Source organism: Stenotrophomonas sp. CCNWLW162 (assembly GCF_037203745.1).
Classification (GTDB): Bacteria; Pseudomonadota; Gammaproteobacteria; order Xanthomonadales; family Xanthomonadaceae; genus Stenotrophomonas; species Stenotrophomonas maltophilia_AQ.
Window position 1 is genome coordinate 287,465 of record NZ_JBBCBL010000004.1, and the last position, 26,544, is coordinate 314,008.

The 26,544-nt window shown below is 63.3% G+C and carries 27 protein-coding genes and 1 pseudogene; 19 read left to right on the forward strand and 9 right to left on the reverse strand.

Going from position 1 to position 26,544, the window contains the following annotated elements:
- Nucleotides 1–54: 54 nt before the first annotated feature.
- From V9K93_RS13460 to V9K93_RS13505, 11 genes and pseudogenes are all read left to right on the forward strand, one after another.
- Complete coding sequence (locus tag V9K93_RS13460) at nt 55–465, forward strand: TrbC/VirB2 family protein (protein ID WP_049436633.1); 411 nt, start codon at nt 55–57, stop codon at nt 463–465.
- Complete coding sequence (locus tag V9K93_RS13465) at nt 458–766, forward strand: VirB3 family type IV secretion system protein (RefSeq protein ID WP_006374695.1); 309 nt, start codon at nt 458–460, stop codon at nt 764–766. Before V9K93_RS13460 ends, V9K93_RS13465 begins: the two co-directional genes overlap by 8 nt.
- A gap of 81 nt (nt 767–847) precedes the next feature.
- Nucleotides 848–3,286, forward strand: a complete 2,439-nt coding sequence (locus V9K93_RS13470) for a VirB4 family type IV secretion/conjugal transfer ATPase (protein WP_032129524.1) — start codon at nt 848–850, stop codon at nt 3,284–3,286.
- Nucleotides 3,287–3,345: 59 nt separating this feature from the next.
- Nucleotides 3,346–4,143: a hypothetical protein gene (locus tag V9K93_RS13475; RefSeq protein WP_049398226.1), complete on the forward strand. Its 798-nt coding sequence runs from the start codon at nt 3,346–3,348 to the stop codon at nt 4,141–4,143.
- 79 nt (nt 4,144–4,222) lie between these two features.
- Nucleotides 4,223–5,374 carry a TrbL/VirB6 family protein gene (locus V9K93_RS13480; RefSeq protein ID WP_337302701.1) on the forward strand — a complete coding sequence of 384 codons (1,152 nt, stop codon included), beginning with the start codon at nt 4,223–4,225 and terminating at the stop codon, nt 5,372–5,374.
- Between the two features lie 193 nt (nt 5,375–5,567).
- Nucleotides 5,568–5,951, forward strand: a complete 384-nt coding sequence (locus V9K93_RS20815; RefSeq protein ID WP_169050320.1) for a DUF4189 domain-containing protein — start codon at nt 5,568–5,570, stop codon at nt 5,949–5,951.
- A gap of 250 nt (nt 5,952–6,201) precedes the next feature.
- Nucleotides 6,202–6,618: pseudogene (locus V9K93_RS13485) on the forward strand (type IV secretion system protein); the annotation flags it as partial.
- Nucleotides 6,619–6,956: 338 nt separating this feature from the next.
- Nucleotides 6,957–7,970: a hypothetical protein gene (locus V9K93_RS13490; RefSeq protein ID WP_136638201.1), complete on the forward strand. Its 1,014-nt coding sequence runs from the start codon at nt 6,957–6,959 to the stop codon at nt 7,968–7,970.
- Nucleotides 7,971–8,448: 478 nt separating this feature from the next.
- Nucleotides 8,449–8,985: a hypothetical protein gene (locus V9K93_RS13495; protein WP_032129521.1), complete on the forward strand. Its 537-nt coding sequence runs from the start codon at nt 8,449–8,451 to the stop codon at nt 8,983–8,985.
- 57 nt (nt 8,986–9,042) lie between these two features.
- Complete coding sequence (locus V9K93_RS13500) at nt 9,043–10,047, forward strand: XVIPCD domain-containing protein (RefSeq protein WP_337302702.1); 1,005 nt, start codon at nt 9,043–9,045, stop codon at nt 10,045–10,047.
- A gap of 97 nt (nt 10,048–10,144) precedes the next feature.
- Nucleotides 10,145–11,419, forward strand: a complete 1,275-nt coding sequence (locus tag V9K93_RS13505; RefSeq protein ID WP_426355616.1) for a hypothetical protein — start codon at nt 10,145–10,147, stop codon at nt 11,417–11,419.
- A gap of 54 nt (nt 11,420–11,473) precedes the next feature.
- On the opposite strand, the gene V9K93_RS13510 is transcribed toward V9K93_RS13505, so the two are convergent.
- The 3 genes from V9K93_RS13510 to V9K93_RS13520 are packed head-to-tail and all read right to left on the reverse strand — an operon-like array spanning nt 11,474 to nt 14,149.
- Nucleotides 11,474–12,799 carry an XVIPCD domain-containing protein gene (locus tag V9K93_RS13510; RefSeq protein ID WP_046986278.1) on the reverse strand — a complete coding sequence of 442 codons (1,326 nt, stop codon included), beginning with the start codon at nt 12,797–12,799 and terminating at the stop codon, nt 11,474–11,476.
- On the reverse strand, nt 12,796–13,449 hold the full coding sequence (locus V9K93_RS13515; protein ID WP_046986279.1) for a hypothetical protein: 654 nt from the start codon (nt 13,447–13,449) through the stop codon (nt 12,796–12,798). Before V9K93_RS13515 ends, V9K93_RS13510 begins: the two co-directional genes overlap by 4 nt.
- A gap of 43 nt (nt 13,450–13,492) precedes the next feature.
- The gene (locus V9K93_RS13520; RefSeq protein ID WP_248298421.1) at nt 13,493–14,149 is read right to left on the reverse strand and encodes a hypothetical protein; all 657 of its coding nucleotides are present in this window, start codon (nt 14,147–14,149) and stop codon (nt 13,493–13,495) included.
- Nucleotides 14,150–14,417: 268 nt separating this feature from the next.
- On the opposite strand from V9K93_RS13520, the gene V9K93_RS13525 reads away from it, so the two are divergent.
- Nucleotides 14,418–14,915, forward strand: coding sequence for a GNAT family N-acetyltransferase (locus V9K93_RS13525; RefSeq protein ID WP_136638199.1), 498 nt, complete (start codon nt 14,418–14,420; stop codon nt 14,913–14,915).
- Between the two features lie 22 nt (nt 14,916–14,937).
- Here the strand turns inward: V9K93_RS13525 and V9K93_RS13530 are convergent, their stop codons facing one another.
- From V9K93_RS13530 to V9K93_RS13540, 3 genes are all read right to left on the reverse strand, one after another.
- Nucleotides 14,938–15,144, reverse strand: coding sequence for a hypothetical protein (locus V9K93_RS13530; protein ID WP_136638198.1), 207 nt, complete (start codon nt 15,142–15,144; stop codon nt 14,938–14,940).
- Nucleotides 15,145–15,202: 58 nt separating this feature from the next.
- Nucleotides 15,203–15,640, reverse strand: a complete 438-nt coding sequence (locus V9K93_RS13535) for an acetyltransferase (RefSeq protein ID WP_337302704.1) — start codon at nt 15,638–15,640, stop codon at nt 15,203–15,205.
- Nucleotides 15,641–15,708: 68 nt separating this feature from the next.
- On the reverse strand, nt 15,709–16,476 hold the full coding sequence (locus V9K93_RS13540; protein WP_136638196.1) for an NAD(P)H-dependent oxidoreductase: 768 nt from the start codon (nt 16,474–16,476) through the stop codon (nt 15,709–15,711).
- Nucleotides 16,477–16,554: 78 nt separating this feature from the next.
- Between V9K93_RS13540 and V9K93_RS13545 the strand changes: the two genes are divergently transcribed.
- The 5 genes from V9K93_RS13545 (at nt 16,555) to V9K93_RS13565 (ending at nt 20,450) form a co-directional block, all read left to right on the forward strand.
- The gene (locus V9K93_RS13545) at nt 16,555–16,914 is read left to right on the forward strand and encodes a winged helix-turn-helix transcriptional regulator (RefSeq protein ID WP_057501872.1); all 360 of its coding nucleotides are present in this window, start codon (nt 16,555–16,557) and stop codon (nt 16,912–16,914) included.
- A gap of 75 nt (nt 16,915–16,989) precedes the next feature.
- The gene (gene tadA / locus V9K93_RS13550) at nt 16,990–17,514 is read left to right on the forward strand and encodes a tRNA adenosine(34) deaminase TadA (RefSeq protein ID WP_136638195.1); all 525 of its coding nucleotides are present in this window, start codon (nt 16,990–16,992) and stop codon (nt 17,512–17,514) included.
- Between the two features lie 74 nt (nt 17,515–17,588).
- Nucleotides 17,589–18,161, forward strand: a complete 573-nt coding sequence (gene orn, locus V9K93_RS13555) for an oligoribonuclease (RefSeq protein ID WP_046986286.1) — start codon at nt 17,589–17,591, stop codon at nt 18,159–18,161.
- A gap of 114 nt (nt 18,162–18,275) precedes the next feature.
- Entirely contained in the window at nt 18,276–19,148 is an 873-nt protein-coding gene (locus tag V9K93_RS13560) for an EcsC family protein (protein ID WP_046986287.1), read from the forward strand.
- 186 nt (nt 19,149–19,334) lie between these two features.
- The gene (locus V9K93_RS13565; RefSeq protein WP_337302705.1) at nt 19,335–20,450 is read left to right on the forward strand and encodes an alkene reductase; all 1,116 of its coding nucleotides are present in this window, start codon (nt 19,335–19,337) and stop codon (nt 20,448–20,450) included.
- Between the two features lie 128 nt (nt 20,451–20,578).
- On the opposite strand, the gene V9K93_RS13570 is transcribed toward V9K93_RS13565, so the two are convergent.
- The 3 genes from V9K93_RS13570 to ppsA form a co-directional block, all read right to left on the reverse strand.
- The gene (locus V9K93_RS13570) at nt 20,579–21,472 is read right to left on the reverse strand and encodes a mechanosensitive ion channel family protein (RefSeq protein ID WP_337302706.1); all 894 of its coding nucleotides are present in this window, start codon (nt 21,470–21,472) and stop codon (nt 20,579–20,581) included.
- Nucleotides 21,473–21,583: 111 nt separating this feature from the next.
- A complete protein-coding gene (locus V9K93_RS13575; RefSeq protein ID WP_337302707.1) occupies nt 21,584–22,357 on the reverse strand; it encodes a hypothetical protein in 774 nt (257 codons plus the stop codon).
- A gap of 160 nt (nt 22,358–22,517) precedes the next feature.
- A complete protein-coding gene (gene ppsA, locus V9K93_RS13580; RefSeq protein ID WP_046986290.1) occupies nt 22,518–24,896 on the reverse strand; it encodes a phosphoenolpyruvate synthase in 2,379 nt (792 codons plus the stop codon).
- 144 nt (nt 24,897–25,040) lie between these two features.
- On the opposite strand from ppsA, the gene ppsR reads away from it, so the two are divergent.
- Entirely contained in the window at nt 25,041–25,862 is an 822-nt protein-coding gene (ppsR, locus tag V9K93_RS13585) for a posphoenolpyruvate synthetase regulatory kinase/phosphorylase PpsR (RefSeq protein WP_012511422.1), read from the forward strand.
- A 148-nt stretch (nt 25,863–26,010) separates the two neighbouring features.
- The gene (locus V9K93_RS13590) at nt 26,011–26,520 is read left to right on the forward strand and encodes a DUF1249 domain-containing protein (RefSeq protein ID WP_006374079.1); all 510 of its coding nucleotides are present in this window, start codon (nt 26,011–26,013) and stop codon (nt 26,518–26,520) included.
- Nucleotides 26,521–26,544 lie beyond the last annotated feature (24 nt).

Below are 26,544 nucleotides of genomic sequence, written 5' to 3' on the forward strand. Positions count from 1 at the left end.
GTCCCCCGGCTGGTCGATTCAGTTGTGTTAGTCCATCAACAAGGAAATCAATCCATGAAGCGATCCAATCTCGACCTCGTCCAGGCCCAGCGCACGCTGAAGACCCTGCTGATGGCCACTCTGTTCGTCGGCGCACTGTTTGCCCCGCAAGTCTTCGCCAACGGCGCCACCGACTTCGGCGGCACCGACAAGAAGGTCTGCGGCTTCTTCAACAACATCAACGGCCTGCTGAACATCGCCTCGATCGCCGTGGTCACCATCGCGGTGATCTTCGCTGGTTACCAGATCGCCTTCGCGCACAAGCGCATCGCTGACGTCGCCCCGATCCTGATCGGTGGTGTGCTGATCGGCGCCGCAGGCCAGATCGCGCGCATGCTGCTGGGTGATGGCAGCGACGGCAAGTGCGGTGGTGGCACCAGCACCTCCTACCTGATCAACCACGTGATCCAGTACTACAGTGCATAAGAACGTCGTGTTCCGCGGCTGCACGCGTCCAGCGATGTTCCTGGGCGTTCCCTACCTGCCATTCTTCATGGTGGCAGGCGGGCTGTTGCTGCTCAGCATGTACACGAACTTCTGGTTCCTGCTCACCATTCCGGTGGCGGTCTTCATCATGCGGCACATGGCCAAGCGTGACGAAATGATCTTCCGTCTGCTGGGCCTGCGCCTGATGTTCAAGCTGAAGGTGCGCAACGTGCAGGAGCACGATGGCATGTGGGTGCTCAACCCCAACCACTACCGCAACAAGCCGGCCCGAATGGATTGAGGTCCGGATCCGGCCTGGCGGGCGTCCGCGCCCGCCAGGTCTCTTGAAACTTCTTGGCAGTACCTCTTTGGAAGCAGTCGTATGTTCAGCCCTGACACCTCCATCAGTGAGTTCATCCCGTTGTCGTCGCATGTCGCCCCGAACGTGGTCAAGACCACGGGCGGCGACTACCTGCTGACCTGGCATCTGGAAGGGCTGCCGTTCGTCGGCCGCGAGGAGTGGGAGCTCGAGCATCGCCACAATACGTTCAACCGTCTGCTGCAGACGTTGCGCGCGCCTGACTTTGTCAACGTCGCCTTCTGGGTGCACGACATCCGTCGCCGTCGCACGTTGAAGGGCAAGAGCAACTACAGGCAGCGCTTCAACCAGGACGTTTCCGACCAGTACATGGGCATGCTGTCCTCGCAGCGCATCATGCAGAACGAGCTGTACCTGACCATGATCTATCGCCCGGTGGTGGCGGGCAAACGCTTCGTCGAAAAGTCGGCGAACGTGGAGAAGCTGCGCGCCGAGCAGGAGCAGGCGGTAGAGAAGTTGATGGAACTGGCCGGCAACGTCGAGGCCGTGATCCGCGACTACGCGCCGTATCGCCTGGGTATGTACGAAGCCAAGAATGGCGTGGTGTTCTCGGAAACGCTGGAGCTGTTCGGTTACCTGATCAATCGCATCGACGAGCCGGTGCCGGTGCTGTCGGCACCGATCAAGGATTACCTGCCGGTCAGTCGCCACATGTTCTCGGCCAAGACCGGCGATTTTGCGATCAATACTCCCAACGGTGCCAATCACTACGGCGCCATTCTGAACATCAAGGAGTATGCCGAGGGGACTTACCCGGGCATCCTCAACGGCCTGAAGTACCTCGACTACGAATACGTCATCACCCATTCGTTCAGCCCGATGGGGCGCCAGGACGCGCTGAAGGTGCTCGACCGCACCAAGGGCATGATGATCTCCTCCGGCGACAAGGCGGTCAGCCAGATCGTCGAGCTCGACCAGGCCATGGATCAGCTGTCGTCGGGCAACTTCGTGCTGGGTGAATACCACTTCATCATGGCGGTCTACGGCGACACCCAGGCCAAGCTTTCGCAGAACGTCGCCTCGACCCGCGCCGAGCTGTCCAACGCCGGGTTCGTATCGACCAAGGAAGATCTGGCCGTTACCTCGTCCTTCTACTCACAGTTGCCGGGTAACTGGCGCTACCGCACGCGACTGGCCAATGTCAGCTCTCTGAATTTCCTGGGCCTGTCGCCGCTGCACAACTTCGCCACCGGTAAGCAGCACAACAACCCGTGGGGCGACTGCGTCACCACGCTGCAGACCACCAATGGCCAGCCGTACTACTTCAATTTCCACGCGACCCATCCGTCTGAGAATTCACTCGGCGAGAAGGCGATCGCCAACACCATGGTCATCGGCAAGTCCGGTACCGGTAAAACCGCGCTGATCAACTTCCTGCTCAGCCAGGTGCAGAAGTACGAGCCGTCGCCGACCATCTTCTTCTTCGACAAGGACCGCGGCGCGGAGATCTTCGTGCGCGCCTGCGGTGGCAACTATCTGGCCCTGGAGAATGGCGCACCGACCGGCTTCAACCCGTTCCAGTGCGAGAACAATGAAGCCAACCTGCAGTTCCTGGCTGACCTGATCAAGGTGCTGGCCGGCAAGCGCGAGTACAGCGCCCGTGAGGAAGAGGATATCTACCGGGCGGTGGAGAGCATGCTCGATACGCCGATGCACCTGCGCAGCATGACCAACTTCCAGAAGAGCCTGCCCAACATGGGCGACGATGGCCTCTACGCGCGCATGCGCCGCTGGACCTCGGGCAACTCGCTGGGCTGGGTGTTCGATAATCCGATCGATACCGTTGACCTGAGCAAGGCCAACATCATCGGCTTCGACTACACCGACATCATCGACAATCCTGAAGTGCGCGTGCCGGTGATCAATTACCTGCTGCACCGCCTGGAGTCGCTGATCGACGGTCGTCCGCTGATCTATGTGATGGACGAATTCTGGAAGATCCTGGACGGCGAAGGTGGCCTGAAGGAGTTCGCGAAGAACAAGCAGAAGACCATCCGTAAGCAGAACGGTCTCGGCATCTTCGCTACGCAGAGCCCGGAAGATGCGCTGAAGAGCGATATCTCCGCCGCCCTGATCGAGCAGACCGCTACCCTGATCCTGCTGCCGAACCCGAATGCCAGCAAGAGCGACTACATGGACGGCCTGAAGCTGACCGAGGCCGAGTTCAGGGTGGTGACTGCACTGGACGAGCGCTCGCGCTGCTTCCTGGTCAAGCAGGGCCATGCCTCCAGCGTGTGCCAGCTCAACCTGCGCGGCATGGACGACATCCTGTCGGTGATCTCAGCTTCGACCGACAACATCGATGTCATGCATCGGGTCCTGCAGACGGCCGCGGTCCGCAATCGCGTCACTGTAGACGAGCTCAGCCCGGAGCAGTGGCTGGAAGATTTCTACAAGAACCGGAAGGGATCGGGAAAGGAACCCCGGTCCGACGCGGCCTGATGGCCGTGCGAGCAGGAGACAGGCAAGTGGACGTCAATCAGAACAACAGGAGTTTCCCAATGAACAACGTCAAGCGTCGGGCCAGCGCCCGCAAGGTACTCAAGCCGATGGCCAAGGTGCTCGGCGTTGCCTTGGCGCTCTCAGCGACCAATGCGGGCGCCATCGGCCCGGTGCAGGAAACGGGTCCTGCGCTGTGGCAGCACATCCTCAATCAGATCAATACGTACCAGGCCCGTTTCCAGGAGAAGTACCAGTTCGTCAAGGAGAACACCCAGTGGGCACGGGACTGGGCGCAGACGATCAAGGAGTACCAGGAGACGATGGTCCAGATCCAGGGCATCGTGAATTCCTTCGGGTTGCCGGATTCCGCCCCGCTGACGCCGGTGCCACCCAATTATCTGGTTGCCGAGACCTGCGGAATCGGCACCGACCTGAAGACTCTCGCGACCCGGGTCGTTTTCAATTTCAAGGGCGATTGGAAAGATCAGCAGCAACAGATCTGCGTGAACATCCGGATGATGCAGAACCGCAAGTACAACGATGCGGTGGACTTCATGCTCAAGACGATGCCGTCGTTCTTCGATAGCCTCGATGCAATCGAGAAGCAGCGAAATGTCAGCAATCTGCTCGGCAACGTCAACGCAACGCAGAACGACACGTTGCGCACCGCAAACGACATGGCAGCCAAGGCAAAGTCCTTCGAGGCACAGCAGAAGGCCTACGATGCCTACATCGAGGTGATGGAAGCCAATCAGAAGGTAGTCGCACAGGCAGCGTTGAAGGGCGACCCGATGAAGACCATTGCCAGTGATCTGGTCAAGACGGCGGCGCTGAAGGCAGCGCTGTCCATCGACTGATGCATGGAATGGAGCACCAAGGGTGCGCGCGTCAGCGTCGCCCCTCATGTGATTGCAGTATTACCAAGGGAATGTGGGTATGACGATCAGGTCGATTGCCAACTTTGATTTTTCGGGCGGATTCCAGGATCTGATGGGGCACGTCGCACGTGTCCAGTCGATTGGCGATTTCGTGTTCTTCAAGCTGATCCTGGACTACCTGCGGGACAGGATCGGCAAGTTCGGCTTCGACCTGATGGACAACATGATGGCGTGGGTGGGCGGCATCGCGCTGACCCTCATGACCTTGTGGGTGCTGATCCAAGGCTATCGAATCGTTACAGGCCGCAGCCGCGACTCGATGATGGTCCTGGTAACCAACATGGCACGCGCAGCGTTGATTGTGGCCGTTGCCACCAGCATGGGCATGTTCGGGCGCGATCTTCATGAGTTCCTGACCGAGGACGTGAAGGGCCTGATCACCCATGTTGTCACTGGCAAGGATCAGAAGCCGGAAGAGCAGATCGACAAGAGTCTGGCTTGGATGCAGGTGGCGCTGTCCAGCATTGATGGCATCAAGATTCTGAATGACCCTGGATTGCAGGAAGACAAGACCCGGGCCATGTGGTTCATCGGCCTCGGCACCGGTGGTCCAGCGGTAACTGCGGGTTCAATGCTTCTGCTCTACGAAGTAGCAATGGCGTTGTTCATCGGATTCGGACCGTTGTTCATTCTTTGCCTTCTGTTCGACCAGACCAAGCAGTTGTTCCAGCGATGGTTGTTCTATGGCATCGGAACCATGTTCTCCATGGCGGTATTGGCAGCCATGGTCTCGATTGCGCTGGACATGGTGATTCGCGTGTCTGCGTCGTTCTGGGTGACAGCGCTGGTGAACAAGTTCCCGCTGATGGGCGCGTCCAGCGACGGCATGACCAGTCAGGCGATGCAGCAGGGCGGCATGGGATTGATCCTGACGACCCTGATTCTGACTGCGCCCCCAATGGCGGCCATGTTCTTCCAGGGCACCTTGGGTAGCTTCATGGCATATTCGCAGATAGGTGGCAGTCCAGTGGCACAGGCGCCGGGACCGAGCGGGCAGCCTCCGGGTAGTTACTATTCGCCAGCCCAGACAAAGGATCATTCCAGTGCTCCATCGGTCAGTTCCGGCCACGGCGCGACTTCTGGTTACGGTATTGGGCGATCAGGTGAGATCAAGCAAGATACTGGAAAGTATGGGCAGGCTGGTGCCTGAGCGTGAAATGACAGTGTCGATTGATAGAGGTGTAAGTATGAAGTGCATTGTCGTGCTTTTGCTGCTCGTTATTTCTAATGTGGCGTTGGCAGAAGGGCGGTGCCCCCCAGGGCAGTACCCGGTGGGAGGGCAGGGCGTAGGAGGTTGTGCGCCAATTCCGGGCGGTCAAACTAGTGGTGAGAGCAATGGCCCCATGCCAACTGGCAAGTGGGAAACCCGGTGGGGTGCTTTGGCGCAAGACGCAGACCATCAAGTAGGCCAGAATTTGGCGATTGGTGTGGCAGAGGTCAAAAAATCAAAGAGAGAAGCCAGGTCTCTCGCGCTCTCTGAATGTCAGCGCATGGGGGGGCAGAAGTGTAAAGTTATTCTTGAGTACCACAATCAATGCGCCGCGCTAGCCGGCCCGGTGATTGGCTCAGTACCCCTGGCCGACGTGACAACCGTGGCGTATCGATCACCTAATGAAGAGGATGCGAAGGCGGAATCAGTGCGCCGTTGTGAATCCGAGGGTAAGGGGCGCAGTTGTACCGTTATCTACTCTGCGTGCAGCATGTCTGAGTTTAAGCCTTTCCGCTGATGGAATCCTCGCGTTGGGTGAGCTTTGTTGCACGCCGAGGTTCTGCTTATTTGTTTTAGAGGTGGCCTGCTGAGAAGCGGGCTATTTCTATTTCTCACTTCCGCCTAGGACGTGGACTTTGCCTTTGGGGTTGGAGTCGCTGGCCATAGGTTCAGTCAAATTAAGTGCGTTGAAGTTGCTCTCGAAGATCAAATTTCTTTCTGCAATTAGTATCTCTACGAACTTTAATCTGTGGTGCTGAGTGCATTGTCTTGGGGCGCAGTTCATCCTTCATCTATTGTTCGATAAGACCAAGCAGTTGTTTCAGCGATGGCTGTTCTACGGCATTGGAACCATGTTCTCCATGGCGGTATTGGCAGCCATGGTCTCGATTGCGCTGGACATGGTGATTCGCGTGTCTGCGTCGTTCTGGGTGACAGCGCTGGTGAACAAGTTCCCGCTGATGGGGGCGTCCAGCGACGGCATGACCAGTCAGGCGATGCAGCAGGGCGGCATGGGATTGATCCTGGCGACCCTGATTCTGACTGCGCCCCCAATAGCGGCCATGTTCTTCCAGGGCACCTTGGGTAGCTTCATGGCATATTCGCAGATGGGTGGCAGCCCGGTGGCACAGGCGCCGGGACTGAGTGGGCAGCCTCCGGGTAGTTACTACACGCCGGCCGCTCCGGAGAAGGGGTAGTCCGGCCAAGACAGTGGTGCGCATGATCGACATGCGGCCGCACGTTCAACCCTTCCGTCGTCGGAATCCGCCAGGGTTGCCGAATCCGGTCTCAGAGCTGCACATCCCGGCAATCAATAGCCCCCATGCGTACGGAGTAGAAATGTGAAATACATGGTTCTTTTGAGGGTGGCCTGCTGAGAAGTTGGCTGTTTCTTTCTTTCGCTCACGCTTAATGCGCCGGCTTTGCGCTAAGAATGAGCGTCGTTCGAGGTGGCGGGCTAGGCCGTGCTATAAGGAACCATCGGCATTGCCGTAAGTCTTCGCGCCATTCGAAGGAACGAATCATGCAGAATCCCTGCCGTGTAGCCCTGCTGATTGGAGGGCTGGTATCAGCTTCGTCGGCACATGCCACTGATAGCTGGGTCATTTTCACCGGTGGCGAAACGCCGAACCGGGAGGCATGGGTGGTCGATGCGCAAACGCTCAGCGACCGCTCGGATCTGGTCGGTTTCCTGCAGCGTGCCACGCCGGCGGAGCAGAATGCGTACCTGAAGCAATTGCGCCGTAGAAAGCCACCAAAATCCGGTGAGCCGGTCGCTGGTCCGGAACCGGTATACGAGATCCAGGTCAACACCATCTACGAGAACGCGATCAAGCCAAATCGACTGATCAGAAAGTACTGGGTGAATTGTTCACAAAACACCGTGGACATGAGGATGAGCCTGGTCCAGTGGCGCGATCGCCCGATGGAGGATGTCCCACCGGAAAGATTCGAACCGCGAACCGAGGCGATCGCGCCGTGGCAGGTGCAACTGGTGCGGTTTGCCTGTCTCGTGGGGCCTGACCCCAAGGCCAAAGTACCCGCGGAAATGATGAAGCGCGGCTTCCTGTCCATCGGTGACGTCGGCCTATCACCTGCTGATTTCATCTGGGGCGACCTGTGGAAGGACGGCAAGCGACCAGCATTCACCTATCGGCCGACCGACGCCGAAATGGACCGAACTGAGCGCAGCCTGGAGGCGAATCTGGCGCGTGTCCAGAAGGAGACGACCAAGGCTCTGGATGAATCGCATCGAGCAGCTAACCGCGTGGGCCGCAACAATCTCATGGACCTGTGGATCGGCAAGACAGAGCAGGAATTCGTGCGGACATGGGGCACACCGGATCGCGTGGAGATTGGGGCCGATGGTTCGCGCACTTTGTACCTGCATCGTGGCGAGCGTGTGCAGGGGCTGAACGTTTACGGGCATGTCATCAGTGACGTGAACAATCGATGCGATATCACGGTGCTGACGATGGACGGCTACATCCGTGACTACGCCACACAAGGAGCCGCATGCGCGCAGCAGTTGCGTTGATCGCGATTGCTGGCCACGACGCGAGGCGACAAAGAGCATGCAGGGTCCCGCACCCATCCGCATAGGCAGCGCACGCTTTCCGCGCAGCCTCAGGCCGGCGGGGCTGCGGGGGGCGATGCATCCCCGGTGCCATCCACCGCGGACTTGTTTTTCGGATAAGGCGCCATTCACGTTAACCGCGCTTTTTCTGTGATCAAGTGCGCTTTTCATCCAAAGTCCCCTTCGACGAGCGCCGCCTCCTCGAAGTAAGCTGCGTGCGCGTCAAAATCCTGACGCATCGGTGCCATCGAGCGCAGGAGCTTTTCCGTCCATGAGGACTCTGACGACCCACGATGCGGATGATGATTGCGACCATCGCAGACGCCGCCGGGGCGGGGCTATCATCCGCCATGGCGGACACCGGAGCCTGCAGCGCAGCGCACGGTTTCCCGGTCGTCGCGCGGGTACTGGAAGGTCAGGATTGAAGGAGTCGCAGGGGATGCAGAAGGGGAGTGGCGTACACATGGACAATGCCTTGGCGTTCGTTCCGTCCGGCGCGAACCTGCTGGAGGCGGTACGCGGCGATCTCACCGGCAACGGGATCGACGACCAGTTGCTGGTGATCGATCAACCGGCACCCGACGGCTTGGTGCCCGGCGAGCACGGTCCTAACCGGGTGTTGTTGCTGCTGCTGGGTGACGCCGCGGGCCGATGGCAGTTGGCCGCGCGCAACGACAAGCTGGTGCCGTGCTCCACCCGTGGGGGCATTGCCGGCGACCCCTTCGCGTACGTGACCATCGAGGATGGCGCTTTCAGTGTGATCACCAACGGCGGGAGCCGTGAGCGCTGGAGCAGTATCTACACGTTCCGCTACGTTCCGGCCGACGAGGCCTGTTGGGTGCATGGCGTGCAGCGCAGGGTGGTCGACACAGAGACCGAGGCGAGTCATACGCGCGATTTCTCGGCGGCCGAACTTGGTCGGGTGCGGTTCGAGGATTTCGATCCGTCCGTTGTCGCCGACGTGAGCTTGCCCTGAGTGCCATGCCTGTGAGGAGGCGGGAGTACCCAACGATGATCGAGCAGGAGTTTCACCGTGTCGCAGGATAGAGAGTCGCAGTTGCTGCGGCAGGCCACGGAGGCCGGCATCACCTCGTCCCGGGAACTGGCCAACTTCATGGCGCAGGCCGGGCACGAGTCCCGTGGCCTGAGCCGGCTCAATGAAAGTTTCAACTTCACCCGGGGTATCTCGCAGATCCCAGTGGAAGCGGCGTGGCGCAATGGCAATGGCGCGCTTGAGGGCGCCCGCCAGGACGCGTTGCGCGGCCGTCCGGAGAATCTGGCCGAGCTGATGTACGGCGGGCGCATGGGCAATGATGCGCCCGGCGACGCATTGAAGTATCACGGCCGCGGCTATCTGCCGCTGGTCGGCAAGGAAAACTATGAGCGTGCCGGAAAGGCGCTGGATCTGGACCTGGTGAATCACCCGGAGCTGGCCGCGCAACCCGAGCACGCAGGCCGTATTGCGGTGTGGCAGTGGCAGACACGTGTGCCGGAAGCCGCGCGTGAGGATGTGCGCGAAGCGACGCGCGCGATCAATGGTGGCCTGAACGGCATCGAGGCCCGCCAGCAGCGATTCGATGCGTGGCAGCAGAAGCTGACGCCTGATGTGATGGCGCGATTGGATCGAGGCGAAGTCGGTGCGCCGGCGCAGAGTGTTGCCCGTGACATGTCGCAGACCGGTGAGCCCGGCAACGCGTTGTTCGATGATGCGCGCCGGCACCTGCAGCAGATGGGACCACAGAATGGACTGCGCAGTGCACAGGAGCTCGACAATACCGCTGGCGCATTGGCGCTGGGGGCGCAGAAGGCCGGCCTGTCGCGTATCGATCATCTGCTGGCGGGCAACGACGGGCGCACGCTGTTTGCGGTGCAGGGCGCGCTGGGAGATCCGGCGATGCTGCGTGCGTCCGTTGACCGGGAGCAGGCCGCCCAGCAGCCGCTGGCGCAGAGCAGCCAGCAGTTGGCTGCCAGTGTCGCCCAGCAGGACCCGGCGGCCGCGCTCGCCCGCGAGCAGGAGCAGCGTTCTCGATCCCTGTAACACCTGATGCCGGCGGGCAGGGGACCCGCCGGCGCTTTACGTACGACGCGTGGCGCCCTGTGGCGCCGACATGGAAACCCACTCGGAAGGACACCACATGCGAATCGTTCCCTCGAATGCCCGGCACGTCGCTGCCCGCTGCGATGCATCCGCGCGCCGCCTGCCGCCGCTCTGGCTGCTGTCACTTGGACTTGCCGCAGCGTCGGCACAGGCTCAGGCTCAGGAGACAGCGGCGCCCGTCGTGGAGGCGCCCATCGCCGCCGAGGCGATCGTTGACGCGCCTGCAGGGATGGCACCTGTTGCAGCGCCCATGGCCACCGAAGCCGTTGTCGCGGCGCCGGCTCCCGATGTACCGGCTGCCGTGACACCTCCTGCGACACCAGTGGTGGACGCGCAGCCGGCGCCGGCTGCGGACCCGACGCCTGTGCCCGTTGCACCCGCAGCGGCGGCGCCTGTCGCTGCACCGCCTGCTGTCGTCGAGCCAGCCGTCCCGGCGGTAGCTCCCGCGCCACCCGCCTTGGTCATCGCGCCGTTGCCGCCCGAGCAGGCGACCGAGCGTGCGCTTGGTGCCCGCTGCCCGGTGGATCTGGCTGGGCGGCTGGCGGCCCAGGCCGAGCTGCTGATCGGCGCCTGCCAGGGCACGATGCCGGCGCATCTGGCCGCGCTGCTGGTCGCGCTGCCCCAGCAGGACATCCACCTGCCGCGCAGCTGGCGCGAGCGTGAGGTGCAACAGAAGGTTTGGTTCAAGGCGGTGCCGGGCTACGGCCAGCGCCCGGACTTCATCGCGCGGATGGGCGACATCTGGGTGCGCTCGCTGGAAGGACGCGACGCCGACAGCACGTTCTACCTGGTGTCGGCACCGTTCACCTGCAGCGACCGGGTCGCCAACCGCGATGAGTACGGCGCGGAGCCGGTACGTGTGCCAGCGGGTGACTGCCGCGAGGCCTATGTGGCCCAGCGTGTGTACCAGGTTCGCGGGGACGCCGCGCCGAGGGATGTGACCGCCGATGCCATGCCGGCCATGCCCCAGGTGACGGAGGCCGATCGTGCGCGGCAGCTGTCGCGCGACGGCCGGATCAGCCTGGACCACAGCAAGTTGCAGTACGGCCCGGCCATGCGCTGGTTCGTGCAGTACCCGGAGACGGCGCAGAAGGTCGGTCCGCGTGCCTACAGTGACTGGAACCGCGAGCACCTGGCCTTCGTGGTCTGGACTGGGGATCGCTTCGAGCTGCGTGAGAAGGTCGCGCGGGCGCAGTGGCCCTGTGATCCGGTAGCACCGGGCGATCGCGCCTGTGGTGGCTTCCCGGATTCCGGGCCGGATCTGTTCGTGACCGCCGGTGCGTCCGCGCCGGTCGCGGCCTCCAGCCCCTGAGGCAGAGGGCCGAAGTGACGCGGGAGCCGGAATGACCGGCTCCCGCGCTGTTCATCAGGCCTGCATGCTGCGGGTCTGGTTCTGCTGTTGTTCCAGTTGCTGATCGCGGTCCTGTGCCAGACGCTGTCCCGCGGCTTGCTGATCAATGCGCTGGCTGCTCTGCTCCAGCGGGGTGTTCATCGCCACGGCCGTGTCCACCGACACGCGCAGATGCGCCGGGTCGCCGCCCTGGCCCTGCACCGCGAAGCTGCGCGAGGCATCGGCATTCATCACCACTTCGTCGATGCGCTTGCCGCCTGCAGCGTGCATCTCCGCCGCCAGGCTACCGGCCAACTGCGTACTCATCACATCCGGCACGCGGCCGACGCGAACGTCCTGCGCATGCACGCCACGGATCGCGTCGTTGAAAAGCGGGTTGCCAAGATGAGTGGCATCGTCCATGCGCAGCATGCTGGTGTGGTGGCCGTTCTTCTCCGCCTCGCGACGGGCCGGCTCACCGGGTTGCAGCGGGCCACGGATGTGGTCGTACAGATCGACGGCACCGCCCGGGATGCCGCGTGCCGCGCGGGTGACGCCACGACGCAGTGATTCCACGTCGTCGCGGTACTCCTCGATCATCTTGGCGTTGTCTTTCGCCAGCTTCTGCGTTTCCGGGTGCTTCAGCACCGAGCCTTCGTTGAGGAAGTTGCCCAGTTTGTGCGCGCCGAATGAGCTGGTGGCCGCGATGATCGGACGGTCTGGAATCAGATCACGCAGGGCGTGATTGCTGAAGCCGTTTGCCGCGAGCGTCTTGATTTCATCGGGCTTGGCGTAGATGCGGACCTGGCCGAAGTGGGGCGATGCAGCACTGACCGGATCGGAGGCCATGACGTGGTTGATCATGGTGTTGCCGCCTTCCGGAATGCGGTAGCTGAGGCTGACCGCGCCGTAGGCGTTGAAGGTCTCGCCCTTGACGTTGAAGTGGTGCGAGGTGATCTGGGCCAGGGCGCCGCCGAGGGAATGGCCTGTGACGGTGACCTGGGGCGCGCGGCCTCCAAATGCAGCTTCCTGCTTCGCGTAGTCCAGCGCGCTTTTGGTCAGGGCGATGGCATCGGGGGCCTGCACATTGGTGCGGGCAACGACCATGCCTCCGTCGGTGAGGATTGCATCACGAGCAATCTGTTCGGTGCCGCGATGAGCGACGACGATCTCGTTGGTGTCGGTGCGTTGGTAAATGGTGCCTTGGTAGCCGTTGAGTCGATTGTCGACATGCTCAAGAACTTTGTACTCGTGTCCGTTGAGCGTGACTTTCTCTTCCTGGCCCGGAGCCCGTCGCCCGACTGCACGATCCTTATAGGCGTCATCGGAAAGTGCGGCGTAGTCCTGAGAGGTGATGGTCATTGGGTGACCTCACTGGCGCTGAGGCTCATGGTGAACAGCTTGCCCTGCAGCTCGGCTACGTAGTCTGCAGGATTGGTCTTGCCCGTGGCCGGATAGTTGGCAGCAAGCGGAGCCCGCGGATAGGCCGCGTCCGGGTAGTAGAGCGTATGCGCGCTACCTTCGGTCAGTGGCTTGGCCTCGACGAAGGTCAGGAAGCGCGTTTCGCCTTCAGCACCCGTTGCCTTCAGCATCGCCCCTGCGCCGCTGAACTCCCACTTGCACACGCCGCGGCCGTAGTAGTCCTCATCCAGCATGCGGTCCACATACAACGTGCCGCGGTACTCGCCGTCGGCGACCTTGCGCAGCTCCACCGGTTCCTGGCTGGTGATACGTGCGGCGGTACCGGTGGCAGGTTCGATGTGCCCACACTGGTCTTCGTTGGTCACGTCATACTGCGCGACACCTTCAACCACCGCGAAATCACCGGGGGCATCCTTCAGGCGCAGCACCAGTTCATAGGCCTTGCGCGGGCTGGGGTTGAGCTTGGCGAGGCCACGCCCACCCTGGGCGACATCGGCTTCAGCAGCGGCACGTTCCTGGTTCATGGCGGTCTCCGGATTGCAGGCGGTCAATAGAAGCAGAGCAAGGCACGGGATCATCTTGTGGCGCAATGTCGGCCTCCTTTGGGGGTAGATGGATGGTTGAACTGGCAGCTCATGGCGCGAGTTTCTGCACAGTGGTCGTGGTCGAGAACAGCGCGTCGCGCAGATCTTCGCTGTACTCTGATGGATTCTCCTCGCCACTGGCGCCATAGTTGGCGACGGTGGCGGCGAGTGGATAGATCAACTTTGGGTAGTAGAGCGTCAGAGGAGACTCGTTCTCCATGCGCTCCTTGTCGACGAACGTCAGGAATCGAGTGTCCGCTTCGTCGGTCGTGGCGCGCAACATCGCACCGACTCCGGTCAGTGTCCAATGACAGACGCCGCGATCGTAATAGTCTTGGTCCTGCATGCGGTCGAGGTAGAACGTACCGCGGTACTCGTTCTCACCGACCTTGCGCAGCGTGACGAGCTCCTGGCTGGTAATACGGCTGGCGGTACCGGTCGCCCTCAGGACCCGGCCGCAGTCCTTGTGGTTGCTGACGTCGTACTGGGCAACGCCCTCGACCACCGTGAATGGACCAGGGGCATCCTTAAGTGTCAGTACCAGCTCGTAGCCCTGCTTTGGTGCAGGGTTGAGTTTGGCCAAGCCGCGCCCACCAGCGGCGACGTCGCGTTCGGCATCAGCATAGGGCGAGCATGCGGCCAGTGGGATAAGGGCGAGCAACGCCAGCAGCGGCTGCCTTTTCCTTTCAGGGAGCACTACTCCCATGGCCTGATCCTGCATCGTGCGTCCATGTCCATATATCCTTCCTGGGTGACAGGTTTCTCGATTATGGAGCGTGTCAGGAATGCTGCGCCACCGTCGCGACGGCTTTTTGACGCGCCCGATGCGGTGTATTCCGGCGAATCGATTGCAGCACAGGGGATTCGGGCGTCGCGTTGGACTTGCTGGCAGGGTCTGTTCGCGGTGGAATCTGCGACGTAAATCAATAATTCACACATTCATCACATTATCAAAGGCGTTCTCCTTGAGCTGCATGATCCGCACCGAAACCACGGCCGACCACGCCGCCATCCGCGCACTCACCGAGGCCGCCTTCCGCGAAGCCCCGCACAGCAGCCACACCGAGCAGTTCATCGTCGATGCGCTGCGTTCGCGTGGGGAGTTGAGCATTTCGCTGGTCGCCGAAACTCAGGGCCAGGTGGTCGGCCACATTGCCCTGTCGCCGGTGACGGTCAGCGATGGCAGCGCCGGCTGGTTCGGCCTGGGCCCGATTTCGGTATTGCCCGCATGGCAGGGGCAGGGCGTTGGCGCGGCCCTGATGCACGCGGCTCTGGAAGCCCTGCGCCAACAGGGCGCGTACGGCTGCGTGTTGCTGGGTGAGCCGGCGTACTACGGGCGCTTCGGGTTCCGTGCCGAGCCGGGCCTGGTGCTGCCGGGCGTGCCGGCAGAGTACTTCCAGGCGCTTTGCCTGCAGCCTCCGGTGGCACAGGGCGGGGTGCAGTACTCACCGGCCTTCGAGGCGACGGCCTGAGCCGGACCTGGCGCGCTGCAGCTCAGGGCGCGCGCCAGACGGTCGGTTCGGGTTGCGGCTTGGGAATGCGGTAGCCGCCGATATGCTCGAGCAGTGCGTTGGTACGGCGCTGTTCGACCAGTACCTCACGCAGCAGATTGCGCACAGCGAAGATGGCGAACGGCACCAGGATCCAGACCAGGCTGATTCCCAGCGCAAACAGGGTAAACAGCGCTTTTGCACCATCCATGCACGGCATTCCTTGATCGAAAGCAGCCACGCTAGCACGCGGCTGCTGCCGACGGATGTCAGGCCTTATGCCGAAGGTGGATCAGCGGATACGGGCGGCCCTGCGAATCCAGCGGCGAGCGACCGGTTTCGACGAAGCCCATGCGCAGGTAGAAGCCTACGGCCTGCGCGTTCTGTGCGTTGACGTCGGTGCTCAGCTGCGGGTGCAGCGCCAGCGCATGCTGCAACAGCTGCCGACCGATACCGGTGCCGCGCGCGTCCGGATCGATGAACAGCGCTTCCAGGTGGGTGCCATCGATCAGCATGAAGCCCTGCGGCTGGTCCTGTGCATCGACGGCGACGGTCATCGGCGTCTGCGGCAGGAAAGCGGCTACTTCGGCATCGATGGCCTGGCGGTCTTCGGCACTGAGGAAGTCATGGGTAGCGTCGACGGCGCGACGCCAGAGGTCGACGAGGGCGACACCGTCGTCGGCGCGCGAGGGGCGCAGAGTGGTCATGGGTTCACCAAGGTGCTTCGGAAGAGTGCGCATTATGAAGCCTTCCGGCTGCAGGTGCGGGCGCGCACTCATCCATCGTTGCGATGGCGGATGAAGGGGCTATGGGTCTTTGCCTCGGCGCGCAGCACCACGCCATCCTCGAAGTCCCCGCTGTCGTTGAAAGGCACGATCGGCCACTGCCTCCACCGAGCAAGCCGTTCCAGGTAGTTGCGCGTAGCCGTGGCGAGCGCCTCATCGTGGGCCTGCTTACGCTCCGCTGCATGCCCTGAGCGCACGCCGTGCACCATATGCGGCTCCATCACCTCAAAGCCGATGTAGCGCAGGCTGTACATCAACGGCCACAGCAACAGCCGGGTATCGCCTTCACGGCCATCGACCGCGCACGCCCGCGCCGAAGAGCCGGTGGTGACGCTCAGCAACGCACGCTTGCCCTGCATTACGCCATGTTCGTGGCGCTGACGGCTGTTGTACATCGGCCCATAGACCAGCACGCGGTCCAGCCAACCCTTGAGGATGGCCGGCGCCGCGAACCACCACAGCGGGAACTGCAGGATCACCAGGTCTGCGGCCCGTAGCAGGTGCAGGTGACGTTGCACATCGGCGGGCAACTGGTCGTGTTCGGCGCTGTAGCGTTGTTCGCGCTGGGCATCAAAGCGCTCGGGCTGCAGGCGCCGTGGATGGTGCCAGGCCGCTTCCAGCGGATCGAAGCCTTCCGCATAAAGGTCGACCACGTCCACCTGCAGGTGGTCGTGCCGCAGCTGCTCGGCCCCCTGCACGGCCAGGTGGGCGTTGAAGGAGCGGGGTTCGGGGTGGGCAAGCAGGATCAGGGCGCGCATGGAGCGAGGTGTTCGAGGAGTGTGCGACCATCCTCGCGGTGCCGGCATGCCCCGGCAATTACGCACCTTGAGGTAACCATGGCCTTTCCCGGTGATGTCTATGCCGCCGATTGCTCGGCGCGCGATGCGCTGGCGCTGATCTCGGGCAAGTGGGTGATGCTGTTGTTGCCGGCGTTGGCGCAGGGCCCGCAACGCAACGGTGCGCTGCTGCGGAAGATCGAAGGCATCTCGCAGAAGGTGTTGACCCAGACCCTGCGGCAGCTGGAGCGCAATGGCCTGGTCGAGCGGTGTGATCTCGGTAGCAAACCACTGCATGTGGAGTACCACCTGACCGAGGTCGCGCGCGGTCTGGTCGAGACGCTGTCCGCCCTGGACCGCTGGGCCGAGCATAATTTTCCCGCACTGGACGCGGCCCGCGAGCGCTTCGACGCGCGCTAGCGGCACCTGCACGGCCGCAGGCGTACAATGCGGCCCCGGCGGCCATCCTGGCCCTGCAGACACGCGAGAACCGCCATGACCGACGCCCTGGGCGTGCCGGTGCACGACACCGACGAACACTGGATGCGCCATGCGCTGGCGCTGGCCGAGCGCGCGCAGCGCGAGTTCGACGAGATTCCGGTGGGAGCCGTGCTGGTGAGCGCCGATGGCCAGCTGCTGGGCGAAGGCTGGAATCTCAACATCGCCTCGCACGACCCCAGCGCGCACGCCGAGATCGTGGCCATGCGTTCAGGTGGAAAACTGCTCGCCAACCATCGCCTGCTCGGCAGCACCCTGTATGTGACCCTGGAACCGTGCGCGATGTGTGCGATGGCGATTGTGCATGCGCGCGTCGCACGACTGGTCTACGGTGCCAGCGATCCCAAGACCGGGGCCTGCGGCAGCGTGTTCGACCTGCTCGGCGATGCCCGCCACAACCACCGGGTGGAGATCCACGGCGGAGTGCTGGCCAAGGAAGCCAGCATGCGGCTGACCAACTATTTCCGCGCCAAGCGCGGCAAGCCGCCGCTGCTGCTGGAAGACCATGCCGGCGAGGCCTGAGGGGCGAACGGGTATGATGGGCGCCTCTTTCCATCACCGGTAGGCCGCGCGCCTGCCCAGCAACGAGGCGACACATGGCGGACAACGGCGCGGCCAACGAACGACTGATCTGGATCGACCTGGAAATGACCGGGTTGGATACCGACAACGATTCGATCATCGAGATCGCCACCGTAGTCACCGACGCCCAGCTCAACGTGCTGGCCGAAGGTCCGGAATTCGCCATCCACCATCCGCTGGAAACGCTGGAAGCGATGGACGAGTGGAACCGTAACCAGCACCGCCGCTCGGGTCTGTGGCAGCGTGTGGTGGACAGCACGGTGACCCTTGCCCAGGCTGAAGCGCAGACGGTGAATTTCCTGGCGCAGTGGATTCCGGCCGGCCTGTCGCCGATGTGCGGCAACTCGATCTGCCAGGATCGTCGCTTCCTGCACCGCCAGATGCCACGCCTGGAGAAGTACTTCCACTACCGCAACCTGGACGTGTCCACGGTGAAGGAACTGGCCAAGCGATGGGCACCGACCGTGGCCGCCGGCGTTGGCAAGAACAGCAACCACACCGCGCTGAGCGATGTGCACGACTCGATCGCCGAGCTGCGCCACTATCGCCAGTTCATGGGCGCGCTGTCGGGGTTGCCGACCTCTTGACCGGTAGTGCCGGCCGCTGGCCGGCAGTTCCAGGACTTTCGTGAGGTGTATAAGGTTGCCGGCCAGCGGCCGGCACCACTCTCCGTTCAACTCCCTGGCGCTAAGATCGGCGCCATGAACGAGCCCATCCTGCTCCCCCGCGATATTGCCCACGACGCCCGCGACTGGTCTGACCTGCAGCGAGCGGTGGCCCTGCTGGAAGCGCCGACCCTGACCGCGCGCATGGCCAATCTGGTCGGCACGCCGCTGGAGTTCGCGGTCAAGGCGCTGCCCAGCTCGGTCTCCAATCGCATCCACGGCGCGGTGCAGGCCGCGCTGACCAAGTCGGCGCAGGCGGCGCTGTGGAGCATGGACAACACCCCCGGCAAGGGGGCATCCACACGTTGGCACAAGCTGGCCGCAGCGACCTCCGGTGCGGTTGGCGGCGCCTTTGGTTTTGCCGCGCTGTTCATCGAGCTGCCGGTGTCGACCACCATCATGATGCGTGCCGTGGCCGACGTGGCCCGCAGCGAAGGCTTCGATCTGTCCGAGTTCAGTACCCGCCAGGCGTGCCTGGAGGTGTTCGCGCTGGGCGGCAACTCGCCGCGCGATGACGCCAGCGAGACTGGCTATTACCTGGCCCGTGGCTTCACCACCGATGTGATGCGCCATCTGTCGGCTGAGCTGGCCGGGCGCGTGGTGACCGGCCGTGACCTGACCCTGGGCGTGGCACCGAAGGAAGCCGGCAAGCTGCTGGCGAAGATGGTGGAGAAGGTGGCCGCGCGCTTCGGCGTGGTGGTTACCGAGAAATTCGCCGCGCAGGCGGTGCCGATCGTGGGTGCAGCTGCCGGTGCGACACTCAATACGATGTTCACCGATTACTACCAGGACATGGCGCGCGGCCACTTCATCGTGCGCCGGCTGGAGCGCAAGTACGGCGAAGACGTGGTGCGCACCTGCTATGACCGCGTGGCGCACGGCGGGGCGTTGATCGAGCCCACGTTGTAACGGTGGGTCAGAGCCCTTTCCTGCGGAAAGGGATCCGACTCCGACCTCGCACAGGGTCAGATTCCTTCCGCAGAAAGGGCTCTGACCCTTGCCTGCCAGGCACAACTGTTTTGCCACGATCCGCCTGTTGCGCTGCGGCATCCATCCCCATCCTTGCGGTCAGTCCCCCCGCAAGAGATCGCCGCCATGTTGTTCACTCCCCACCCTCTGGGCCTGTTGGCCCTGCCCAACCGCATCGTGATGCCGCCGATGACCCGCTCGCGTGCCGCCGACGGCAACGTTGCCACTGCGGAAATGGCCGCCTACTACGCGCAGCGCGCCGGTGCTGGCCTGATCGTCAGCGAAGGTACCCAGATCAGCCCGCAGGGCCAGGGCTACGCCTGGACCCCGGGCATCCACAGCGCCGAACAGGTGCAGGGCTGGCGACAGGTGACAGACGCCGTGCACGCTGCCGGCGGTCGCATCTACGCCCAGTTGTGGCACGTGGGTCGGGTCTCGCACGTCGCGCTGCAGCCCGGTGGTGCCGCGCCGGTGTCGTCGTCGGCGCTGCTGGCCGAAGGCGTGAAGGTGTTTGTCGATCCTACTGGCGCTGGTCCGCAAGCGGGCGTGGGCGAGATGATCCAGCACTCGATGCCGCGCGCGCTGGCCGAGGCTGAGATTCCGGGCATCATCGCCGACTACGCGCAGGCCACCCGCAATGCGCTGGCCGCCGGCTTCGATGGCGTCGAACTGCACGGGGCCAATGGTTATCTGATCAACCAGTTCATCGATTCGCAGGCCAACCAGCGCACCGACGGCTACGGTGGCGCGCTGCAGAACCGGCTGCGCTTCCTGCGTGAAGTAGTGGAGGCGGTGGTGGCGGTGGCCGGTGGTGAGCGCGTTGGCGTGCGCCTGGCGCCGCTGACCACCCTGCAGGGCGCGGTGGACGACACGCCGCAGGCCACCTATCTGGCTGCGGCACACCTGTTGGGCGGGCTGGGCGTGGGCTACCTGCACATCGCCGAGGCCGACTGGGACGACGCACCGCTGATGCCGGTGGCGTTCAAGCAGGCGCTGCGGATGATCTATCCGGGAACGCTGATCTACGCCGGCAAGTACACCGCCGAACGCGCGGAGCGGGCATTGGCCGAAGGCTGGGCCGACCTGATCGGCTTCGGCCGCCCGTTCATTGCCAATCCGGACCTGCCCGAGCGCCTGCGTCTGGGGGCGGAGCTGAATCCGCCGGATCGCGCGACATTCTTTGGCGGTGGCGCGGTCGGGCTTACCGATTACCCGACGCTGGAAGAAAGCGTCGCCGCCTGATCCCGGAGGCTGCCGGCCAGCGGCCGGCACTACCGGGGCGTGCGGGGCAGGGTAGTGCCGGGCGCTGGCCGGCATTTCAATCTCGGATCGCCGGTGGGTGGGTGCCGACCGTTGGTCGGCACTCCCGATCAAGGCTTGTCGCGCACCAGCGCGTCGGCTTCGATCACGCCGCCATCCTTGCCATGCAGGTACAGGTGCATGTCCTGCTGCGGATACGGAATGTTGATACCGGCTTTGTCGTAGCCCAGCTTCAGTTGCTCCAGCAGCGTCACCTTGGTGCCGAACCAGTCGGCCGACTTCACGTAGCAGCGGATGCCGAGGTTGATCGCATGCGCGCCGAGTTCGTACACCACCACGTCCGGTGCTGGCGTCTGCAGCACGCGCGGGTCGGCCTTCATCAACTGCAGCGCGGTGTCGCGTGCCAGCTGGATGTTGTCCTCGTAGCCGATGCCGATCACCAGTTCGACGCGGCGCGTCGGTTCGGCGGTCAGGTTGATGATCGGTGCGGCGGTGATCAGCGTGTTCGGAATGGTGGTGTGCTGGTTGTCGGCACCAGTGATGACGGTCTGGAAGATGCGCACCTCGCGCACCGTGCCGGTCTGCCCGGCCACCGTCACTACATCACCGACGCGGAACGGACGCAGCGTCACCAGCATCACACCCGAGGCGATGTTGGACAACGAATCCTTCAGGGCCAGGCCCACCGCCAGGCCGGCGGTGCCGAGCACGGCCAGCAGCGGGGTGATCTGCACGCCCAGCGTACCAATGGCCAGCACGACCACGATCACCAGCGACGTGGCATACACCACGTTGCGCAGGAAGCTGCCCAGCATCGGGTCCACGCCCATGCGCGCGGTGGCGCGCGGCATCGCATTGGACAGGCGTCGTGCCACCCACATGCCGACCAGCAGCACTACGATCGCGGCCAGCAATGGCACGCCGTAGGTCTCCAGCAGGCGTTCCCAGTCGAGCGAATGGAACCAGGAGGTCGTGGCGGGGGCGGGTGGGGCAGTAGCAATCATGCGGGCTCCTTGTCGAACGGGCGCGGCGCTCAAGAACGCCAAAAACTGAAAACCCCGCAGAGGCGGGGTTGCATGTGGGCAGATTATCGGCATCGCGGGATGAACGTGATGTCAGCCGCCTTCGATCAACGCGCCCGTACCCTTGAGCAGCGAGCGGAGTCCTTGTACCAGGTGCGGTTCTACCGTACTGAGCCAGAGGCGGCCGGGCACCAGTTCGTCCAACGTGCAGCCGGGAGTACCTTGCAGTATCCCCGCCAATGTCTTGCCGGGCGCGACGGACACACCCAACTGCACTGGATTCAGCAGGCTAAGCGGGAAGATGTTGCGGGCCTTGTGCAGGCGCACCTCTGGCGGGGCGTCATACCAGATCTGGTTGCGGTCTTCTTCGTCCTGCGGCTGTGTGCCATCGCAGTAGCTCGCAATGTAGGCCTGTGGGCTGCGCTCGAATGGGGGATGGGTCACGTAGCCGAAGTCCCAGTCATACAGGGTGATCAGCCTCACCAAGAGCTCCCGGAATGAATGCGATTCCAGGGGGAAGCGATTGTCCCTGGAGAACAGAGTCAGTTCCGTTCCAAGATCACCACAGGAGGAGAAATCAACTGATGCCGTCAGATCGTAAGCCGGCGCATCACTTCCTTTGGGTACAGCGACAACGCTGAGGAGGGTCAGCTCCTTGAAGCTGCTGGCCAGAAGTCTTCGATGTGCTGCATTGCCCAGCTTCGCCAACTTGCTGCTGTGGCCCTTTCCGTCAGACGCAAAGTAGGTGGCCTCTACTCCACGCTTTTCGAGCATGGATATAGCCAACTCGTGAAACTTCTGGAAATCCTGCGCTCCTGCCAGTGGGCCGGAGTAGTTGAACAGTCCAAGTGCGAACGGGATGGTCATGGGGCGAACCTTGCCGGCAAGTGATTCCAGTCCTCCCAGTGTGCGTCGGCCATTTCAGGGCGCCTACTGGAATAGTTGCAAATGACATATCGGTCCAGCTGGTCCCCAAAAGCAGAAACCCCGCCGAGGCGGGGTTTCTTTATTCAGCCTTACAGCCGGATCAGCCGTTGGCCTTCAGCTTGGCCAGGCGCAGCCAGGTATCGACCACGGTGTCCGGGTTCAGCGACACCGACTCGATGCCTTCCTGCATCAGCCACTCGGCCAGATCCGGATGATCGGACGGGCCCTGGCCGCAGATGCCGACGTACTTGCCCTTGGCACGTGCTGCCTTGATCGCCATCGACAGCAGCTTCTTCACCGCCGGGTTACGTTCGTCGAACAGGTGCGCGACGATCGACGAATCGCGGTCCAGGCCGAGGGTCAGCTGGGTCAGGTCGTTGGAGCCGATCGAGAAGCCGTCGAAGATCTCCAGGAACTCATCGGCGAGCAGTGCGTTGGACGGCACTTCGCACATCATGATGATCTTCAGGCCGTTCTCGCCCTGCTTCAGGCCATTCTGTTCCAGCACCTCGATGACCTTGCGGCCTTCTTCCAGGGTGCGCACGAACGGAATCATGACCCACAGGTTGTCCAGGCCCATTTCGTTGCGCACGCGCAGCACGGCCTTGCACTCCAGCGCGAAGGCGGCCGAGAAGCTCGGGTCGACGTAACGGCTGGCGCCGCGGAAGCCGATCATCGGGTTCTCTTCGTGCGGCTCGTAGTTGCTGCCGCCGATCAGGTTGGCGTACTCGTTGGACTTGAAGTCCGACAGGCGCACGATCACGGCGTTCGGTGCGACCGAGGCAGTGAGGGTGGCGATGCCTTCGGCCAGGCGGTCCACGTAGAAGCCGACCGGGTCGGAATAACCGGCGATCTTCTCGTCGATCTTCTTCCTGGTCGCCGCATCCTGGCGGTCGTATTCCAGCAGCGCGTTCGGGTGGATGCCGATGTGGCTGGCGATGATCATTTCCAGGCGCGCCAGGCCGATGCCGGCGTTCGGCAGCTGGCCGAAGTCGAAGGCACGTTCCGGGTTGGCTACGTTCATCATGATCTTCAACGGTGCCGGCGGCATGTTGCCCAGATCGGTGGTGGTGCGCTCGAAGCCCAGCTTGCCTTCGTAGATGAAACCGGTATCGCCTTCAGCGCAGCTGACGGTGACCAGCTGACCATCTTCGATGACCTTGGTGGCGTTGCCCGAACCGACCACGGCCGGCACGCCCAGCTCGCGCGCGATGATCGCGGCGTGGCAGGTACGGCCACCACGGTTGGTAACGATGGCCGATGCACGCTTCATCACCGGCTCCCAATCGGGGTCAGTCATGTCGGCGATCAGCACGTCGCCCGGCTGCACGCGGTTCATGTCGTCCAGCGTCTTCACCACGCGGGCCACGCCGGCGCCGATCTTGGCACCCACGGCACGGCCCTCGGCCAGCACGTTGCCGCCCTTTTCGGTCAGCGCGAAGCGCTCGATCTGGGTGGCATGGCTGCGCGACTTCACCGTCTCCGGGCGCGCCTGCACGATGAACAGCTTGCCGCTGACACCGTCCTTGGCCCACTCGATGTCCATCGGGCGGCCGTAGTGCTTTTCGATGACCAGCGCCTGCTTGGACAGTTCCTGCACGTCCTCGTCGCTGATCGAGAAGGTGTTGCGCAGTTCTGCCGGGGTGTCCTCGATCCTGACGCGCTCGCCGGGGACATCCGAATACACCATGCGGATCGCCTTGCTGCCGAGCGAGCGGCGCAGGATCGCCGGCTTGCCGGCCTGCAGGGTGGGCTTGTAGACGTAGTACTCGTCCGGGTTGACCGCGCCCTGCACGACCATTTCGCCGAGGCCGAACGAGGAGGTGACGAACACCACGTCGCGGAAGCCTGACTCGGTGTCCAGGGTGAACAGCACGCCGGAGGAACCGACGCCGGAACGCACCATCAGCTGCACGCCGGCGGACAGGAACACGTCTTCATGCTTGAAGCCGTGGTGCACGCGGTAGGCGATGGCACGGTCGTTGTACAGCGAGGCGAACACTTCCTTGACCTTGTGCACGACGTCGTCGGCGCCGGTGACGTTGAGGAAGGTTTCCTGCTGGCCGGCGAAGGACGCATCCGGCAGATCCTCGGCAGTGGCCGACGAACGCACGGCCACGGCCACGTCGCCGCCGCCGTTTTCGGCGCTCAGCTTGGCGTAGGCGGTGCGGATGTCCTGGTCCAGCTGCGGCTGCAGCGGCGCGTCGATCACCCAGCTGCGGATCTCCTTGCCGGCGGCGGTCAGCGCGTTGACGTCTTCGACGTCCAGCGTGGCCAGCTTGTCGAAGATGCGCTTGGACAGGTCGTTGTGCGCGATGAAGTCCTTGAAGGCTTCAGACGTGGTCGCATAACCTCCAGGAACGGAGACGCCCAGACCGGCCAGATTGCCGATCATCTCGCCCAGCGAGGAATTCTTGCCGCCTACGCGGGCCAGGTCGGCCAGACGCAGTTCGTGCAACCACAGGATGTTCTCGTTCAAGCGCGATGCTCCGTTTGGCCATCGCCCGAGGCGGGCTGAGTGGCCGCGTCCGTAGGAAGAAGCCGATATGATGCCGGGCAGACCGCTGTCGGCACAAGCTTGTGTTGGCGGCCCTTTTAGGCTTCGTAGGGGGTAAAAGCGCGCATGTCGACCATCCGTCCGGTGTTCTACGTTTCCGATGGAACCGGTATCACCGCTGAAACCATTGGGCATAGCCTGCTAACCCAGTTCTCCGGGTTCAGCTTCATTACCGACCGGATGTCGTTTGTAGACGACCCCGAAAAAGCCCGGGAAGCCTGTTCCCGGATCCAGGCGGCGGGGGAGCGTTACCAGGTCAGGCCGATCGTGGTGAACTCCTGCGTGGACCAGAGCCTGAGCCTGATCCTGGCCGAGAGCGGGGCCCTGATGCTCGATGTGTTCGCGCCATTCATCGAGCCGCTGGAGCGTGAACTGTCCAGCTCGCGCGTGAACCGGGTGGGGCAGGCGCACGGTATGGTCGACTTCGACACCTACCACCGCCGCATCAACGCGATGAACTTCGCGCTGACCCATGACGACGGCATCGCGGTGAATTACGACGATGCCGACGTGATCCTGGTGGCGGTGTCGCGGGCCGGCAAGACGCCCACCTGCATCTACCTGGCCCTGCATTACGGGGTGCGTGCGGCCAATTACCCGCTGACCGACGAGGATCTGGAAAGCGACCGCCTGCCGCCGCGCCTGCGCAACTACCGGCGCAAGCTGTTTGGCCTGACCATCGACCCGGACCGCCTGCAGCAGATCCGCCAGGAGCGCCGCCCGAACTCGCGCTATGCCAACCTGGATACCTGCAAACGCGAGGTGGCAGCGGCCGAGGTGATGTTCCAGATGGAACGCATCCCGACCCTGAGCACCACCCATACCTCGATCGAGGAGATCTCCAGCAAGGTGCTGGCCACGCTGGGGCTGCAGCGCGAGCTGTATTGATCCTCGTCTGGTAGAGCCGGCCGCTGGCCGGCTGGTCGATGAACCCTCGGCCGTGATGCGGGGCTGCCGTCCAGCGGCCGGCACTACCCAGGGGTTGGCTTGCACGTGCGCGCCCCCACGTTGAAGCACCAACGTGTAGGATCGACCCATGGCCCGAGCCTTGCCCCGCACCGAACGCATTCCCCGCCTGAGCCGGCTCAGCTGGCTCATGGGCCTGTACGCGGAAAACTACCGCCATCTGGTGCGCCTGTTCGAACCGGCCGGACTGGTGGCGGGCAGCTACATCTCCTCGATCGGCGACGGCCTGGATGTTCGCCTGGACGTGATCGAGTGCCACCGCTACACGGTGGAACTGCGCCTGACCTACGACCTGGCCGATCCGGTCACCGGCGAGCCGGATCCCTCGGCCTATGTGCGCCTGTACCGTGATGCGCGCCAGGCCGAGACCACCCACTGTTATGTCGGCCGTCGCTGGCAGGACACGATGGGCCTGTACCCACCGCCGGCGGAGCTGATCAGCCACCGCATGCGGATGAACACCTTCCTCGGCAAGTGGCTGGAATACCTGGCCGAACGCGGCCACGGCGTCGCCACCCTGCGTCGTGATCCCGACGGCGCCAGCACGCCCGCCGAGCGCCGCCTGTCGCTGGTGCGCTGATCGGCCATAATCCACGGCTGACCT